Genomic DNA, 17883 nt, shown 5'->3' on the forward strand with positions numbered 1-17883 from the left:
CCAACATGACACCAGTGTCAGGTCTCTATAAGGAAAACCCATCACATATAGAACCACCAACCCCCCTACCCCCCACGCCGCCGGCGGCGGCCGTGGTGCTGGCGGACGGGTCTGGTGGGGTCGGGTCAGGATCTGAATCCGACTCCGACGTCGAAGATTCCCGGGGTGGTGTTGGCCTGCCGGCGGCTGGGTCGGCTCCGGCCGGTGGCCGGGCCGTCTCCCCCAACGCTGACGGCGGTGTTGTGCCGGTGGGGCGTGATGTGGCGGCTGACTGGGTCTTGATCCGGCACGCGCTGCCGGAGCCGATGCAGGTCCTCGACGACGACGGCGTCGCTGTGGTGGCGCCGCTGCTGCGGGAACGCCTAGATGCAGGCTGGACCGCGGCCGATCTGCGGGCGCATCTGGCGGTGAATCCGATACCGGCCCGGGTCCGGCATCTCGCAGGCCTGGTGGCGCACCGCTTGTCGAAACTTCCGCCGGAAGGGGCTCCGAAGTCGTCGCCGTCCAAGCGGCGGGTACCGGATCCGCCGTCGATGCCGCCGTTGCGGCCGGAGGAGCGTCATCCGGTGGCGGTGCGGGCGGAGGAGGCTCGGGCGGAGGCGATCCGGACAGGATCGCCTGATGCAGGCCGGTCACGAGTTTGGTGGCTGATGCGTGAAATGGAAGCGGCCTCGAAGGCGGCGGAGGGTATGTCGGGGGTCTGATTGTTGGGGTTCTCGTCTAGGTAATTGTCAGTTTGTGTTGATACTTGTTTTCGGGTTTACAGGAGGAAGATGATGATGTTTTTGTTGGAGATCAAGGACGTCAAGTTTGATACGACGTTGTTGAATTTGATTTTGGATGGCTTGGGGGCTTTGATCGGTATTGGGGGCGGTGTGTGGGCTGTTTGGGGTTTGGTGCAGTTGGGGATCCAGTTCTTTGGTGAGCGCGATGGTAGTGGGATGAAGACTGCGTTGAATCACATGATGGGTGGCGCGATCATTGCGGCGGCGGGAACTGCTTTGGTTGCTTTGCTGTGAGGTGTTGTCGTGATGGTGTTGTTGGAGGCGTGGACGGATACGATTTTGCGTCCGATCTTGACGGATTTGTCGTCGGGGTTGGGTTCGATGTTCGGTTTGTCGATGGCTACCGTGCTGGAGTCCCCTGAGGCGTGGGGGGATAATCATGATGCTACTGCGCAGGTAGCGGGTTATGTGTCGACGATTTCGACTGCGTTGATGGAGACCGCTGCCGCTGTTGTGTTGGTGATCTTGTTTCTCATTGAAATGCATCGTGTGATGTTGATGACCGATGGGGATGGGGACACAAAACTTCGGATGAGTGTGTTCACATGGGTCAAGTTTGGTGTTGTGTGGGCGGTGTTTCATCAGACCCCGGCTATTTTAGCGGCGATCTACCAGTTTGGCACGTCGGTGGCATCGGAAACCAACAAGCTATTCACCTCCGAGGTGTGGCCGGATCGTGATTTTGATGAGTTCTTGGGGGCGGTGAAGGATCTCGATTGGCTGGGACAGACCGTGTTGGTGGTGTTGATGCTGCTGGCGTGGCTCATCAACAAAGGTGCTGTGCTGGGTGGATTCGCCTTGGTGGTGATGCGTTTCATTAAGTTGTACATTTATGGGGCTTTTGCTCCGGTGCCGATGGCGATGATGGTTTCAGACCATACTCGTTCGTTCGGGATTGGTTTCATCAAGAATTACGCTGCTACTGTGTTGCAGTCGTTTGTGTTGGTGATTCTTTTTGGGATTTACACGATTCTGACGACGCGGTGGGCTGGGGCTGCGATGACGGGCTTGCCTGAGGGGGGCGTGGCTGCGGCGTTCTCATTGGGTGGGAAGTTCATTTTCATGGGGATCCTGCTGGGGATGCTTGTGATGGGATCAGGGAAGATCGCAAGCGAGCTACTAGGAGGCTGACATGAGGAAATTTACTGGGCTACTGCTGGCGGCCACCGCTGTTGCGGGGCTGGTGTCGTGTGGGGCGTCGGTGGAGCAGGTCCGGAAGGATGCTGCGGAACGGCTGGATGGCATGGTTTTCATCGACGACAAGGACCAGGTGCGTTCGAAGCTGGAGGCCGCGAAGAGCGTTGACGAGGTGACCTCGGTGATCGATGCAGCAGCGGTGGAGGATCAGGCGGCGGCTGATAAGTATTGGCCGTGTGCTGAGCAGGCCGTGGCCAAGTTGAATTCTGGCGTGACGTGGACTGCTGCGTCCTCCACGACCGACGGCAGCAAGCTCGTGTGGGCGGCGCTTGCTCTCAGACCTGATGGGGTCGCGTCGATGGAGGTCACCGACAAGGGAGTCAATGTGGCTCATGAGCCGTTGAAAGGGGCGGTGTGGATCGAGAAGCTGGCCGGGAAAGTCACTGGGTGGAGCAGTGACGCAACCGAGTTGGTTTCGAAGCGGCGCGTGATCGGCGAGAAGAAACCTAGGTTCGATGGTCCGGGTAGCTGCGAGTTCCAGTTCAATTTGACGCTGACCACGTCCGCTGCGACTGAGGCGGTGCAGGTACGGATGGAGTACTACAAGACGTCCTACCAGCCGGGTTTGATCATTGACGGGGCGGCGTTCCGGGACCTGGAAAGTGGTAGGTAGATATGGCAATCGAAATGCGTGTCTATGCGGAGATCACGGAGATCGATCCGAAAGTCATGGGGGGATTGACCTGGCGGCAAATGGGAGCGGTCGGAATTCTGGCGTTCGCTACTGCCGCTGTAGGGTTCGTGTTGTTCATGGTTTTCGGTCTTGAGAGTATCCGAATGCTACCGTTCGCGATTGCTCCTGTAGCGGCCCCTGTGGGGGCGTGGGCATGGGTGAGACCTATGGGTATCCGCACGGAGAAATGGGCGCCTCATATGCTGCGCACGTCATTGTCGCCGAAGCGTCTTTTGTATTTGAATCATTCACCGAACTCGGAAGATTCTGTTCGATTCCCGGGAAGGAATAACCATGTTTCTTGGAAAGAAGCGAAACGACGGAAAGAAGCAGGAGCCTGACAGCAAGCCATCGGGGCGTCTGGAAGTCGGTCACGGCAGGAAACGCTCGAAACGACGTAACGGGAAGACGAAGAAGAAGTCGCGTTTGATGCGGCGGGCGCAGGAGTTTTTGTGGTATGAGTCGATGCTTGAATCCGGCGTGTGTGTTCTCGGTGGCGGCTTGTATTCCGCATGCTTGAAGTTGTCTGATATTAATTATCAGATGGCGACGGATGAGCAGCAGCATTCGATTCTGGAATCGTATGCTCAGTTGTTCAACAAGTTCGGGTCGGGTGAGCATTTGGCGGTCACGATCATGAATCGCCGTGTCGAGCGCCGTAATTTGGTGGGGCGTGTGTTGTTCCCGGAGCCCAGGTACGGGGATGAGTTCACGGCGTTGCGGAGTGATCACAATCGGATCGTGCACGCCAGCATCGGAGATCGGAAGTACGTGATCGTCACCGAGAAGTATTTGACGTTAACGGTGAAAGCGTCGGACCTCGAGGAAGCGAAAGCGCGACTGGATCGTCTTGTGACATTGGTGGCCAAACACATGTTGGGGTTATTGCAGTGCCGCGCGGAGCAGTTGGATGGTGTGGGCAGGATCGAGCTGCTACGGGAATGGACTCGTGGCTGCTACGCGAAAGGGTTCGACTATGCCGCAATGGATTTGTCCGGTGCGACAACTCATGACGAGTTGGCTCCGCAGGCGGTGGAGTTGGGAGACCGGTCACGTCTGGTACTGGTGGGCGACGAAGGTGAGCTGCACTACCAAGTACTGGTGATGCGGGACTATCCGACCTGGGTGGCGGATACGTTGTTCACCCGACTCTCGGAGGTACAGACCGATCTCGCGATCACGTTCGTGGTGGAGCCGATTGACAAGGTAGAAGGCAAACAGCTGGTGCGAACGTATCGGGCGGGGTTGTCGATGGAACGCCAGGACGCCCGCAGACGGGCGTTGAAGGCAGATATGGACCCCGAATATGACTTGCCCGAGCGGGTCATCAACGGTATGGAAGAAGTTCGTGATCTGCAGCAGGCGATGGATCAGCAGGATCAGCGGTTGTTCACCACCACCTTGGTGGTGATGGTACGAGCAGAAAGCAAGGAGGAATTGGCGAAACGTGTTGACCAGGTACGTAAAGCAGCCAAGGGCGAGTCGTGTGAGTTGTCGTTCTTGAAGTTTTGGCAGGAGGAAGGCTTCAACACCGCACTGCCGTTGGGGTTGTCGCTGGTACCATTTCATCGAACACTGACCACAGCGTCGGTGGCGGTAATGATGCCCTTTACGTCGCAGGAGATTTTGGACGACCAAGGGTTGTTCTACGGCATCAATTCCACCACTAGGAATCCGATCATCATGGATCGACGAGCCACTAGGAACGGTAATGCGTTCAATCTCGGCACCAGCGGCTCTGGCAAGTCTTATTTCACGAAATGGGAGATCGTGGAGGTGCTGCTGGGGCGCCCGAAGGACGTGATCATCATCATGGATCCCGAAAGGGAGTACCGTGCCTTGGTGGAAGCCCTGGGGGGCACCGTCATCGATATCCACGCCGGCTCAACGCATTCGATCAACCTGTTCGACCTGGTGCTGTCGAATGTTGAAGGCGATCCGATCCGGCTGAAAACCGAAGCTGTGTTGGGGATGCTGCAAGTACTGCTGGGCGGAAACACGGGTATCGATGCCGCGGCGAAATCTTTGCTGGACCGCTGTATCACAGCGTTGTACCGTCGCTGGGCGGAAACCCCGCCTGAGCAGCAGGAGATGCCTACGCTGCGGGATCTCTACCACGAAGTCCGCGGTCAGGGCGACGAGGTCGCGGCTCAAGTGGCTGCCGCTTTGGAGATCTACGCTGTTGGGTCGTATTCCGGGTTCGCGCGGCAAACGAATGTGGATACCAAACATCGACTGGTGTGTTACGACACCAGTCAGCTCGGCCCGAGTCTGCAAACCTTCGGGATGATGGTGGTTTTGGACTCGATCTGGAACACGGTACAGCGCAATTACGGTAGTGGAATCCGCAGTTGGCTCTACATGGACGAGTTCAGTCTGCTGCTGGCAAACGAGCATGCCACCCAACAGGTCACCCAGTTCTACCAGAGGTTCAGGAAGTATGGTGGATTGCCGACTGCTATGTTGCAGAACATCACTGCCTTGCTCGAGAACCCGTCCGCGTGCCGGATGTTGAACAATGCTGAGGTGTTGTTCTTGATGGGGCAGTCTCATACCGATGCGGACGCATTGGCAGAGCTGTTGGGGCTCTCTGAGGACGAGATTCGTGCATTCACCGCCGTGGAACCAGGATGTGGTCTGCTGCGTGTCGGAGCCACCACGATTCCGTTCAATGGTCGTAAACCCCACGACGGGCCGTTGAACGTCTTGTTCTCCACAACCTTCGAAGAAACAGGGGCCGGTCGTGGTCAATGAACGGCCCCGCCGATGGGGTGAGATCCGCACTACCCGGCAGCGGACGTATCGCCTCGACCCGGATGATTCACCGCAGTCCCCCACACCCCGCTACGGTGGAATCATCACCGAGGTGCGGGGGAATCAGGTCACCGAAACCACCACCCGGCGCCAGCGCTTGACTGAGGCCGCCCGGCAGGTAGGTGCCGATACCTTGACTGCCGGGAAAGTGGTAGGACGGCACGTTGGCCGGGCAGGCAGATCTGCGGCCAGGAGCGCCGCGCGGCTCAGTGTGAACCAGCTAAGGCAGATCGATCGTCTGGGTCTGGCGGACACAGACGATCAGGCAGCAAGTCTTCTCCGCCAAGGCGCAACTCATGCACGTCGAACCAGCAAGTCGATAATCAAAGGCAGTATGCACGCTGCGAAGGTAGTCGCCAAACGATTCCTGCCGGGTGTGCCGCCGGCCCCCAAATTGACCAAACATCAACCTGGCCTGATTGGCCGCCTCACCCGTAAGTTGATACGCGGCGGCACCAAGAAATTCGTAGCTGCTGGACGGACCGGGATCCGTTCCGGAGTCAGAACAGCGGGTTCGTCCCTTCGCGCCGGGGGTTATCTTGATGCTGATCGGGCAGCATTCCGGGCCGCTCAAACGGCATGGCAGAAACCCACCCGGTTCGGCCTGAAACAAGCCGGACGGCCCGTGAAATGGGCTGCCAGACATACAGCACGAGCAGCAATGCGAGCAACCGCCAGAGTCACCATGCTAGGAGCTAAAGCAGTTGTTGCGGCCATGGGCGCAGCCGGAGCTCTCCTTCCCGTACTCATCGGCATCATCGGTATCGTCGCTGCCCTGTGCGCAATCCTGCCATCATTCATCACAGGCGCCGGCGCAGAGAACCACCGCCGGCAAGCAGCGCAGACGAGGTGCGTGGGCGGATCCACTCCGGGACATGCAGTCACGGCCGCTGAGGTCGCCGAGTTCCTACCGAACCCGAATGGCAAGGACATCTCCTTGCTGCTCACTGCCGAGCAGCGGGCGACGGCGACGGCGATTGTGGAGGAGGGCCAGAAGGCTGGAATCCCGCCGAGGGGCTGGGCGATCGCGTTGATGACCGCGATGCAGGAATCAACAATGGGTGCCAACCCATCGACGAAGAAACCGAATGCTGATGTTGATGTGGGGGTGTTTCAGCAGCGGGCGAAGGTCGGCTGGTATGCCGACGGCGCGACGGTAGAAGAAAACACCAATATTCTCAATGATGTGCACTATGCGGCACGAACCTTCTACCTCGGCCATGATGTCGCGGTGCGTCACGGTGATGGGGCGGGCAGTGTCGGCTATCACATTCCCGGTTTGACGGATATCGAGGGATGGCAGTCAATGGATCTGGGCCAAGCGGCCCAGAAAGTCCAGGTGAGCGCTTTCCCTGATTACTACTCGAAGCATGAAGCGACGGTGGCCTCGCTGCTGCCTACGATTCAAACCCAGGGCTGTACAGCGATCACAACCGGTAGTAGCCCTGCGGCGGGTGTGGATGACTACGCCCCAGTCCGGCGCGACCGTGAAGGACTCGATGATTGGGCGTTCTATTGGGGGGAGTGTGTATCCTATGCTGCTTTTGCGGTCCGCACATACAGTCCGCACAAGGATTTCGTCAATAATTGGCGCGGCGCGCATTTTGGTAATGCAAAGGAATGGGACGAAGCCGCACGCAAGCTTGGTATCCGGGTTGATCAAATCCCAACCGTTGGGGCTGTTGCACAGCACAGCCGAAACGGCTATGGACACGTGGCCTACATTACTGCTGTCCATGAGGACGGTACTTTCGATGTAAACGAGTACAATCATGGGCCGCGACACAAGTTCGGCACTCGCAGCCATGTTTCCATTCCTAAGGACTTCGATGTCGTCATTCATTTTGAGGAGCCGTTGGCATCATGATGAGGTATTTGAAGGTCTTGGCTGCTGGTTCGCTTGGAGTGGTGTTTCTCGGGGCTTGTGGCGGGCCGGCCGAGGAGTCGGCGGTGGGGGTCTCGTCGGTGTCGAGCGTGGCCGTGGTTGCTCGAGGAGTAGCGGAGAGCCCAATTCCGGAGTTCGCCGACTCCCCGGCCCGGTGGGCCGCGGCGGAGTTCGTGCGGGCGGCGGCGACGCCGGATGCCCGACTGGACACCTCCCCGGCTGAGGCGTGGCGCCGAGCCGCGCCCTATGCAACTAGCGAACTTGCACCGCACCTCACCGAGGCCAAGGAGTCCGGCACCGTCCCTGGGTGGTGGCGGCGCTTGGTCGAGGCGGGCGGGTACGTCTCGATCGAGATCAGCAACATCACTGGTGATGAGTCTCAGGCTGCGCCGCCTCCGGGTAGTCCCACACCAACCGCTGCTCCGGGCGAGGAACTGCCGGTGGAGGTGATGTTCAACCGCACAGCCCACGCCCCTGGCCGTGTTCCTAGTCGGGGGGTGAAAACCCAGATTTGGGTTGTGACGGTCCGAGACGGCCTAGTGGTTGCTTTCAAACCAGAGTCCGGCGACTGATACAGGAAGAGGGTGTGGAAATGGTGCGACGGCGTCGATGGCGGCGAATAGCAGCGTGGATCATTGGTCTGCTGCTGGCGGGGTCGATGTTCTGGGCTGCCGATGTATTCAGCTGCGGTTTCCGTGCCGCTGGCGGGAGTCTGAATCTTCTGGAGAAGGTCTCGGCCGGGTTCTCGACGATGCGGGCGCTGCACAGTGTGTCGTGGGCTGCGGCGGATCTCCTAGCAGGCGGGGCTGTGGTGTTGTTTGCTGCTGCGGGGTGGTGTGCCTATCGGCTGGGTCAGCCGCAGCGGGCCGGGGCGGAGCATGGCTCCGCCCGCTGGGGCAAGTCCCGGGATCTGCGGCCGTTCACGGACCCTGACATCGAGAAGAATGTTTGGTTGACGAGGGAGCATCGGATCCGCATCACTAGGGCGGCGCGTCCGGAGCATCAGCGGAACCTCAATATCTTGTGCATCGGTTCGTCTGGGTCTGGTAAGTCTCGTTTTTTTGTGATGCCGAATCTGGATCGGGGTCTTTCGTCGGTGGTGGTGACGGATCCGAAGGGTGAGCTGCTGCGGCAGTGCCGCCCCGGCCTGGAGGAGGCCGGGTTCCGAGTGCGGGTGCTGAACCTAGTGAACTTCGCCGAGTCGGATGGGTTCAATCCCCTAAGCTATTTGCGTCCTGGGCATGAGCCGGAGGATGTGGCTTTGTTGGTGCGAACGATTATTGCGAACACCAGTGTTCCGGGGCAGAAACCCTCGGGTGGGGATCCGTTCTGGGAACGAGCGGAAGCCGCGTTGCTGAACGCGTTGATTGCGTTTGTTGCCGCCACCGCACCGGCCGGGCAGCGGCATCTGGGTGAGGTGATGGACCTGCTGTCGCGGATGCAGGCCAGCAAGGACGACGCCTTGTCCCCGGTCGATGAGTTGTTCCTTCATGCGGCTGAGTTCGGTCAGGGGTCGGAGCTGCTCACCTATGCGGTGTCCCAGTATCGGGTGTATCAGCAGGCGGCGGCGAAGACGGCCGCATCAATTCTGGTCACTACCGGCGCAAGGCTTGCCCCGTTGCATATTCCAGCGGTCCGCCGCATCTTGGCGCAGGATACGTTGCGGCTTGATCGTGTGGGCTTCGAGCCGACCGCGGTCTTTGCGGTGATCTCGGATTCGGACAAGCAGTTCGCGTGGTTGTCGGCGTTGATGTTCTCGATGTTCTTCCAACGCTCGGTGTGGTTGGCGGATCAGCGGCCCGATGGGATGCTGCCGGTGCCGGTGACCTGTTGGATGGATGAGTTCGCCAACATCGGCCGGCTGCCGGACTTCGAGATCTTCCTGGCCACCGTCCGTTCTCGAGGCATCTCGGCGGTGTTGATGATCCAGGCTTTGGGTCAGGGCAAAGCCCTCTATGGCGATGCCTGGACCACGATCATGGGCAACTGCGACACCGTACTGTTCCTGGGTTCGCAGGACGCCGAGACCAGGAAGTGGGTGTCGGAGGCATTGGGTAAGGAGACAATCCGTACCGTGGATTCGTCGATCTCGCATGGCCGCAGGGGCGGCTCCAGGAACGTCAAGACGATCGCCCGCGATTTGTTGAGTGCGGATGAGGTGGGGCGGTTGCCTGGTGGGGAGGCAATCGTATTGGTGCGGGGGCTGCCGCCGTTCCGGGGCCGGAAGCTGCGGCCTGTCACCGATGGGCAACGAACTCGACGTAAGGCTAGTGACATGGTGAGGAGTGGCAAGTGATGAGTGAACATGTCGACAGCGATGCGGCTGGGGATGCGCGTGATGATGCGGTGGCCAGGTTGTCGCAGGAGGTGGCGCAGCAGAACGCCTTGTTGTTGCAGGTGATGGAGCGGTTGCAGCAGACCGAGGCCCGCACCACCAGCGTCCCCACTCGTGGTGGGAAGCAGGAGGTCGTGGTGTTGTGGCCGTGGAGCCTGGACCCGGCCCGGAGCGTGGAGGATTGGGACCGGTTGATCGTGTGGGTGGATGGGATCTGCGCGTCTCATGCGGTGACTGCGATCCCACCGTGTTGGCTGGCCCATCCCGACTTGGTGAATCAGCTCGAGGCACTCAGGTGCGCGTGGGAGACCGCCGCCGCACACCATCCTGGGCCAGAGTTGATCTCTTGGTACACCTATAGCTGGCGGCCATTCCTGGCCTATGTACAGTCGGTGGATCGGTGCCGGAATGGGCATCATCAGCCGGATCCGGCGGCTACGGTCACCGATGTTGGGTTCCATCCACTCGCCGCTGCCGAGGCTCCGGCGGAGTGAACTCGACCGGGTTGTGTCCCCGCCGGCCTTGGGCTGGCGGGGACACAACCGTCTCATAGCAGCCCCAGCCAAGGGTGAGGTGGAATATTATTCCCCGTTTTGTTACCCCCTCAGCGTTCGGGTGCGTCGCGTTCGTGGCGGGGTGTGGGTTGTTCCGGCTGTGGTGTGTGTTGGTGTTTGAGGGCGGCTGTGTCGCGGATCCGGTCGATGAGGGGCCGGTCTTTGTCGGCCGCGATCGCACGGGCTTGGGCGTCGATGGTTTTGGCCCGTTGGGCTTCGAGGGCGCCTTGGTAGCGCTCGAGGCTGCGTTGTAGGGCAGGTTTGTTGAGATCCGCGGCACGAGCCCGGAGTTCGGTGATCTCTTGGTCGAGCGCGATCTTTGCTTGGATGGTTTCGATGAGGGGGGTGCCGGGTGCAGGGCGGAGGGTCTCGCGGGCGCGGGTCGCGGCGTCAAGGTCCATGGCCAGGGCCGCCCGTTCGGGGAGGGTCTCGAGGCGCTCGGTCAGGGCGGTGAGTTGTTGGCGGAGCTGCCATTGGTCGATGAGGTCTTGCACCGACCCTGTCTGCTGTGTCGGTTCCGCTGGCCGTATCGGTGGCGTGGGGTGCAGTGACTGAGACTTCTGCACCGCCTGCACTGCCTGCGCTGGGTGCGCTGTTTGTGCTGGGGGTGCCGATTCTGCTGGCTGTACCGGTGTCGCTGGGTGCCGCGGTTGTGGTGGGGTGATCGCCGCGGTTGGGCGGGTGATGGCGGCAGTGTGGAGGGGCTGATGGACGACGTCGTGCAGTGCCGTGTCGGGCACTGGGCCGGGTATCCGTGTGGGTGTGGGAGGCTGTGGGGCCTGGATGGGTGTGGGGGTGATGGGGATACCGAGGTGGGTGGCGAGGTCGTGAAGACGCTCCCCTGCACGGGGCCGGATCCGACTGCCTGAGTTCCGACGGCCTTGGACCTGCTGCTGGATTTCGTGGCTGACCAGGTCCCGCACCGCGTCCTGGTGCTGGGTGGGGGCGGCATCGCGGAGGGCGGCTGCGACCAGGTCGGTGTGGTAGGGCTGCTGATCGGCCGGCAGGTCGGCAATCAGCCGGGCGGCATGACGTGCCACACCGACGAGGATGTTGACGTTGCCGGCCAGGTCGCCGGCGTGGTCACGAACCATGCCGACGAGGAGTTTCCCGGCGATGGTGGGGGCGGCATCCCCGAGCACCAAGGGCTTCTGTAGAGCTTCCGCGCCGCCGGGACGGGCTAGGAGTTCGGCGGGGTCCTTCACGGGCTGTCCGTCGGGTGGCAGGAGGAGGAAATCGTAGGCGGTGATGCCGTGGCGGACCAGGAGCTCATGGTCGCGGGCGGCGGCGGCCTGCCCGGCAGCATCGGTGTCGGTGGCCTCCCACACCCTCGCTCCTTGGTTGGCGATCGCCTGGGCTTGCTGCTCGGTGAGTGCGGTGCCGAGTGGGGCAACCCCAACCGCGCGGCCGCCAGTGGCGAGGGTGATGGCCAGGGCGTCGAAGGGTCCTTCTACGCGCACCAGGTCCGCACCCTTGGCAACCAGGTCCTGATACTCGGGCAAGCCAAAGAGGACCTCGCTCTTGTGGAACGCGCGGGTGGTGGGGGTGTTGAGGTATTTCGGCACTCGCGGGTCGGCGCCGGGACGGGCACGGCCGACGAAACCGACCAAGTCGCCATCGAGGTTGTGGATGCCGAGGACGAGACGGTCACGGAACACATCGATGACGCCGCCGCCCTGGGCGGGTTTGGCAAGTCCGGCGTCGATGAGCTCCTGGTCGCTGGCCCCGTGGCGTCGGAGGTGTTGGACCAGCCGACTTCCTGCCGGCGCATACCCGACCACGATCTCGGGGTGGTCGGTCAGACCAGTCTTCAACCGTTCCTCGAGGTACTGCCGGGCAGCCGAGTCCTGGTAGTGGTCCTTGAAGAACTGGGCGGCCTGTTGGGTGAGGTCGAGGATCCGTTCCCGGCTGGTGAGGCCGATGAGGTCGCGTTCGAGCTCAGCGGCGGGCGTCAGCACCGGCGCGGTTGCGGGGGCCGCTTTGGTGGGTTCGCGGCGTGGCGGGGCCTTGGTGCGGGCGTGCTGGATGCGGTGGGCGGGTTCGGTGGCGGCGCGACGCATCCCACTGCTTGGTTCGGTGGTGGCTGGGGGTGCGGTGAGAACTGGTACCGGGACAGGAGGCGACGGCTCTACACCGCCATCGCTAGGAGCGTCGCCCGGGGTGGGTGTGGGGCGGCCGGTGCGAAGGTCGGAGGCGGCGGCGTGGAGGGTGTGCAGCCAGGTCGCTGCTTGGGCCCCGACGGCCTTGGATCTGGACGGGGCTGGCAGGGCGACGTTGGGGTTGGTGTGCTCGGTGAGGCCTCGCCAGGTTTCGATTTGCCCTGCGACCTGCTCCCAGCGAGCACGCTGGGCGGGCTCGTCGGGGACGGGGCCGAGATAGGTTGTGGCCCAGTCGGGTGGGTCGAGGGCGAGCGCTTGGCCGCGGGTGGTGATCGCGTCGGCGACCTGGTGGCGCATCTGGGTGAGCGCGGCCGCCCAGCTGCTCGGCATGGCTGGATCGGTGGTGCCGTGGCCGGAGATCGCCCACGCGGGAGCACCGCACCGCTCCACCTGCCCGGGACGGGGGTCGAAGCGGCGATGGTGGGCTTCGATCCACAACTGCTTCCGCAGCTCCTGCACCGCCACAAAGCCGAGTTCTGCACGGTCCACATCGCCCGCGAGGTTGCCGGGGCGTTCCGGCATGGTGGCGGCCTCCCGTTGCGTGGTTTCGCGGTACCACGACTTCCCGTCGAGGTCGGCGCGGGTGCAGGTCTCGTCTCGCAGCTGAGTAGCACGACGGGTTGCATCATCCCGGTCAGCGCGCAGCCGCTCCAAACGCGCATCCAGATTCTTCAAGAGCTGTTCGGGAGCGGCCGTGTCGGGGGTGCGGAGCAGCTGCCGGATGTGCCGGCGGATCTCGGTGATCGCTTTCGATGCGGCCTCGGCGCGGCCGCGGGCTGCGCGGAGTTGGATCGCGAGTTCGGCATCATCCAACGCCCCGTGGGGGCGGTGCTGCCAGGACGGCACCGCTTCGCCGCGTTTCGTGACTGCCGGCACGGCCTCGGTCTCACGGTGGGTGCGTTTCGTGGCTTTGAGTGCTTTGAGGGCGGTGGTTTTGTCGCAGGTGGCGGCATGGAGTTGGGCGGCGAGTTCTTGGTCGGTGAGGTGACTGAACCGGCGTACTGCATCCCGGTTCTGGCGGGCGTGCTGTTGGGCGAGGGTGAGGTGGCGGCGGATCCGCCACGCGATCAGTCCGGCCGGGGCCTCGACGCCGTCGGGCAGGTTCTCCGCGCACTCGTGGAGGATCCGGGCCGGGGTGAAACCTTGTTGTTCGGCGTCGTGGAGCGCTTTGTGGAGGCGGTGGAGCTGGGGAGATTCTTCGATCTGGCTCCACACCGCTGGATGCTCCCGCCGCAACGTCTGGTTGTAGCGGTGGGCATCGGCGCGGCGTTGCATATCGGCCAGGATGCGGACCAGGTGTGCGGGATGCCCGGCTTCGGCTTGGGCCTGGGCGATCAGCTCCCGCGCCGACGTGGCTTGCACATTTTTGGCTGCGGCGTGGCGGAGCATGTCCGGGGCGGTGTGGCCGTCGGTGATGGCCCATACCTGGTTGGAGTTACAGCCGCGGGTGAGCCCCACATACACGGCGTCATGCCCGATCGCGGTGGTGTCGAGGAGGAGGTGTGCTGAGTCGACGGTGCGGCCCTGGGCTCGGTGCACCGTCACGGCGTACCCCAGACTGCTCCATTGACGGACGTAGTCAGCGGGGAGGGTGCAGGTGCGGTCGTGGTCATCGACAACCTCGATGCTGCCGTCAGAGTTGATGGCCTCGACAGTCCAGCGGTCACCGTTTTTCACAAAGGACCGACCGGTGCCGGTGGCCAGGCGGCGGTCGTTACGTCGGGTGAGGATCCAGTCCCCCACCCCGGCTTCTGCCCCGTCGGCCAGGGTGATCGTGGAGCTGACGTTGACGTGACCTTCGTCGATGCGGCGCTGCTGCGCCAACAGATTCAACGCGTTCACAGAACTGTTGGTGGTAGCCAGCAGCAACACGCGATCGCCCCGTTCGAGGTCCTTGGTCCATGCCTGGACCATGTGTTGATGGGTGTGCTGGGCGGTGCCGCCGTGGACCCGGCCCTGGGCCAGATACCATTCGACATCGCCCTGATCCCGCAACCTGAGCGACGCAGCCGCTTCGTGTTCGTCGGTGAAGCGGTGGAGGGTCTCGAGGCGGACGACGTCGGCCTCGTGGGTGAGCATCTTCAGGGCTCCGCCGGCGCCGATCGCCTGCAACTGGCGGTCATCCCCCACGAGCCGTACGAATGCGCCGTTGTTGCGTGCGGTGCGGGTGATGGCGGCCAGATCGGTGGCCGAGGCCATGCCAGCCTCGTCGACGACGACCACATCGCCGGGCTGGATGTTGAGACGGCCTTGGCGATGTTCGTGGAGCCATTTCGCGATCGTGACGGATGGCATTCCGGTGGCGGTTTCGAGTTGTTCGGCGGCCGCTGCCGAGACCGTCACACCCCACGTTCGCGCTCCGGCGCTAGCGATTGCCTGGGTGGCAACACGCATGGCGGTGGTCTTCCCCGCACCTGCCGGACCAATGCCGACGGTGAGCACCTGGTCGCTGGTTGCGACTTGCTGGGCCAGGGCAATCTGGCCCGGATCGAGCTGTAGTTCCTGCTCCCCCACGACGGTGTCGAAGATCTCTTGGGTGGCGGCCGGCAGATTGATGTCGTGGGCGGCATCTACCAGGAGAGCTTCGGCTTCCAGGACCTGGGCGGAGGTGTAGAGCCGCGCCGCCGGCGGGGAGTAGATGCTGTTGCCGTCGGGGTTGAGGAGCTCGGGGAGGGCAGGTGTGGCCACGTCGGGGGTGATGGAGATCGACGCCTTCGTCAATGCGGCATCGAGCACGTCGTGGCGCAGCTCATCCGAGACCAAATCGGGTTGTGAGGCGGCCCACATATTGACTCTGGTCGAGACATGATTACGGTTCCACACCGACTGCCGGGCGCTCAACTCCGTCACGATTTCGGCTGCGACCTGGTCCACATGCACCCTTGAGCCAGGCTCTTCCGGATTCTGGACAGCAGCCGATGTGGTATCGGGTTCGGCGTCGAGTTGGGTGATGATCTCCTGCTGGATCTGCTCCGCTTCTGCTCCAAGATGGCCCCGCCACTGCTCACGCAATTCATCCCGCGTGATGGCCTGGGACTTCGGGATCCGGGTCTCCAATGTGGCCTGCTGCGCCAACGCGAGGTGGGTCTTCTTGTCGGGCTGGTGTCCGTGCTCGGCGGCGAACTCTGCGATGAGTTGCTCGGTGCGGGCGGTGATTGCTGCCCGTCTGCCCGAGCAGCGCTCAATCAGGTCATCGCTGATCGCGGCGAGTTCCATGCCGCGGTAGTCGCCGCTGGGTGTGGTGCGTTCCCGTAGCTCCAACCCCAGCTGTTTCAGCTCATTCGCGAGCTTCTGGTTGTAGACCGATGAGGCGGTGACGGTGGCCTTGTACAGCGACCGGGAGTCGATGGTGAGCCACCTCACTCGGCCTTGCTCGTTGGTGATCTGCACCCGATTGGCGACAACGACGTGGTCGTGGAGTTGCGGGTCGCCCTCCCGGGATTCCCAATGCCGGAAGCGGGTAGCGAGCAGCCCGTTGGTGGTGTGGAAGGCGATACCCTGGGCGCCGGTGCGGGCTCGAATGACTTCATCCTCGAGCCACGTAATGGTTTGTTCAATGGCTGCTTCGTGCGCAGCCTCAAGTCGCTCGGCCTGCTCCGGGGAGCTGATTCCCCACGCCACCGACAACGACTTCGGCGCTGAGAAGGTGAGGTCAAACCCGGCGACGGTGTTCTGCTTGCTGCTGAGTTCGCGGCTCATCCACTTCGCGACTTCGATGCGGCTCCCGCTGCGCCCATGCGCAGCTCTGAATTCGATCCCGGCGGTGCGCATCCTCACGCGGAGGCGCTCATCAGCCTCGAGTTCGCGACCCAAACGATGCTCTTCTGTGCTGAGAGCGTTGTCAATCGCTCGCTTCAGCGTACTGTCTGGGACCTGGTAGGCGGCGAATTTCCTGCCTAACCGGACGCTCTGGATGGCCTTCTTCGCGCTCACCCCGGCGGCGATCTGCTCAGCGATGAGCCGGTCTGCATCGGGATGCAGACCCTCCCCGAACAGGGCCTTCATCTGGGCCTCGGTTACCTCGCCCTCAATGCCGAGAGCGGCCGCGCCGCGTCCCATCCACACCCCAGCTGGCGTGCCGGATTCGAGGTAGTAGTCGCCCAACTCCTGATCCTTGGAGCGGTGATCGCCACGTGCTGTGCAGGAGGTGTAGTACTCATACCCATCCCCGGCGCTGAGGCGGGAGATGGTCATCACACCGCCTATCGTAGCTCATGGTCCGCTTCATGTACTGAAAGTGCCAGTAGTGTGACGGCTGGAAGGGCCTTGAACCCCTTCTGTATTGAGGAGAAAGTAGGAGCGAAGCGACTTCCGAAATATGCTCAGAAGGGGTTCAAGGCCCTTCCAGCCGTCTTGGACACGCGAAGCGTGTCCAAGATTTAACGACTTACCAAAGTGAGATGATCGCCTGACTTGAAGTGTTTTGAAAGTTGTACCTGCTCCGTCAGGAGTGGGTACAACTGGAAGTGGTTGTGTCGCCCTCGATGGGCGGCACAACCACCACAACCTGCGTCCCGGCAAGACAGCATCCGTGCAGCCAGGTCGGCTCCGCGAGGCGGATGGTCGGGCCTCGATGGCCCGGTCATCCGCAACAGCCCAGCCACCACGAAACCATGAACCCGACGGCGGACTGGTTTGTGCACCGTGGTTGTGTGTGGCCTCGATGGCCTCACACAACCAACAAGCGCGGTAAACTGTGCTTGTGCGGAAGACAATGACGAAGACCAGTGCACGCAGCACAGTGCGCGGACGCTCCACCTCATTCGCTGAACGCGAACGACGCCTCGAGAACCTCGCGGTCGAGCACCTCGTGCTCACCGACAAGATCGCCGCCCTGGAGGCAGAACGCACCGAGATTGTGCGAAAGCTCTACAGCGAAGGACTCAGCCGGGGTGAGATCGCGCAACGACTCGCGGTCGAACTTCGCGCGGTCCCAACACGCAAACGCCTCACCGCTGAGGCTGCAACTGAGACTGAGGACAGCGACGATGACGGATCACCTGACGGAGCTGACAACAGCAGCGCAGAACCCGGCGATCTTGACGAGGTTCCGTGCGAAAATTCATCGCAGTCCTGACCTGGACTGCTGGCTTTGGACCGGCGCCATCAGCGGGAAAGGGCACGGCCGCTTCTGGATCCGCGACGACCTGGTGGTGATCGCGCATCGGTTCGCGTGGCTGGTCGATCAACTCGAACGCGGCCAGATCGTCACCAAGATGCCGGCAGTCATCTCCCACGACTGCGACAACCCGATCTGCCAAAACCCTGCCCACCTGCGCGTCGGCACGGCGACGACGAACCGACGCGAATGGGCCGCGAGACGAGACGTCCCGGGGTCACCGCTGCGAGACCTTCGTGGAGCACGCGGCCGCGCCGAAGCGCTCCGCGACGCCGCCAAGACCAGGGCAACAGATCTGACAGCGGTGATCGACGACGGCAAGGGCGCTGTCGATCGGCTGCAAGAACAGCTGTGGTGACGGT

13 protein-coding genes are annotated in these 17883 nt (G+C 62.4%); 12 read left to right on the forward strand and 1 reads right to left on the reverse strand.

Annotation, left to right across the window (positions count from 1 at the left end):
• The first annotated feature begins 14 nt into the window (after positions 1 to 14).
• The 10 genes from SK1NUM_RS10665 (at position 15) to SK1NUM_RS10710 (ending at position 10183) form a co-directional block, all read left to right on the forward strand.
• On the forward strand, positions 15 to 704 hold the full coding sequence (locus SK1NUM_RS10665) for a hypothetical protein (RefSeq protein ID WP_223928034.1): 690 nt from the start codon (positions 15 to 17) through the stop codon (positions 702 to 704).
• 69 nt (positions 705 to 773) lie between these two features.
• Positions 774 to 1019: a hypothetical protein gene (locus SK1NUM_RS10670; RefSeq protein ID WP_212321834.1), complete on the forward strand. Its 246-nt coding sequence runs from the start codon at positions 774 to 776 to the stop codon at positions 1017 to 1019.
• Positions 1020 to 1028: 9 nt separating this feature from the next.
• Positions 1029 to 1916 carry a hypothetical protein gene (locus tag SK1NUM_RS10675; RefSeq protein ID WP_212321836.1) on the forward strand — a complete coding sequence of 296 codons (888 nt, stop codon included), beginning with the start codon at positions 1029 to 1031 and terminating at the stop codon, positions 1914 to 1916.
• 1 nt (position 1917) lies between these two features.
• Positions 1918 to 2595: a hypothetical protein gene (locus tag SK1NUM_RS10680; protein WP_212321838.1), complete on the forward strand. Its 678-nt coding sequence runs from the start codon at positions 1918 to 1920 to the stop codon at positions 2593 to 2595.
• A 2-nt stretch (positions 2596 to 2597) separates the two neighbouring features.
• Positions 2598 to 2996, forward strand: a complete 399-nt coding sequence (locus SK1NUM_RS10685) for a PrgI family protein (RefSeq protein WP_212321840.1) — start codon at positions 2598 to 2600, stop codon at positions 2994 to 2996.
• Positions 2950 to 5409 carry a VirB4-like conjugal transfer ATPase, CD1110 family gene (locus SK1NUM_RS10690; protein ID WP_212321841.1) on the forward strand — a complete coding sequence of 820 codons (2460 nt, stop codon included), beginning with the start codon at positions 2950 to 2952 and terminating at the stop codon, positions 5407 to 5409. Before SK1NUM_RS10685 ends, SK1NUM_RS10690 begins: the two co-directional genes overlap by 47 nt.
• A 394-nt stretch (positions 5410 to 5803) precedes the next feature.
• Entirely contained in the window at positions 5804 to 7336 is a 1533-nt protein-coding gene (locus SK1NUM_RS10695; protein WP_212321843.1) for a CHAP domain-containing protein, read from the forward strand.
• Positions 7333 to 7926: a hypothetical protein gene (locus tag SK1NUM_RS10700; protein WP_212321845.1), complete on the forward strand. Its 594-nt coding sequence runs from the start codon at positions 7333 to 7335 to the stop codon at positions 7924 to 7926. The genes SK1NUM_RS10695 and SK1NUM_RS10700 overlap by 4 nt, the downstream gene beginning before the upstream one ends.
• Positions 7927 to 7946: 20 nt before the next feature.
• Positions 7947 to 9650, forward strand: coding sequence for a VirD4-like conjugal transfer protein, CD1115 family (locus SK1NUM_RS10705; protein ID WP_212321847.1), 1704 nt, complete (start codon positions 7947 to 7949; stop codon positions 9648 to 9650).
• On the forward strand, positions 9650 to 10183 hold the full coding sequence (locus SK1NUM_RS10710; protein ID WP_212321849.1) for a DUF4913 domain-containing protein: 534 nt from the start codon (positions 9650 to 9652) through the stop codon (positions 10181 to 10183). Before SK1NUM_RS10705 ends, SK1NUM_RS10710 begins: the two co-directional genes overlap by 1 nt.
• A gap of 110 nt (positions 10184 to 10293) precedes the next feature.
• Here the strand turns inward: SK1NUM_RS10710 and mobF are convergent, their stop codons facing one another.
• The gene (mobF, locus tag SK1NUM_RS10715) at positions 10294 to 16596 is read right to left on the reverse strand and encodes a MobF family relaxase (protein WP_212321851.1); all 6303 of its coding nucleotides are present in this window, start codon (positions 16594 to 16596) and stop codon (positions 10294 to 10296) included.
• A 508-nt stretch (positions 16597 to 17104) separates the two neighbouring features.
• Here mobF and SK1NUM_RS10720 point away from each other — a divergent pair.
• Entirely contained in the window at positions 17105 to 17479 is a 375-nt protein-coding gene (locus SK1NUM_RS10720; RefSeq protein WP_212321853.1) for a hypothetical protein, read from the forward strand.
• Positions 17391 to 17879, forward strand: a complete 489-nt coding sequence (locus tag SK1NUM_RS10725) for an HNH endonuclease family protein (protein ID WP_212321855.1) — start codon at positions 17391 to 17393, stop codon at positions 17877 to 17879. The genes SK1NUM_RS10720 and SK1NUM_RS10725 overlap by 89 nt, the downstream gene beginning before the upstream one ends.
• Positions 17880 to 17883: the final 4 nt, after the last annotated feature.

It is taken from the genome of Arachnia rubra, assembly GCF_019973735.1.
Lineage (GTDB): Bacteria > Actinomycetota > Actinomycetes > Propionibacteriales > Propionibacteriaceae > Arachnia > Arachnia rubra.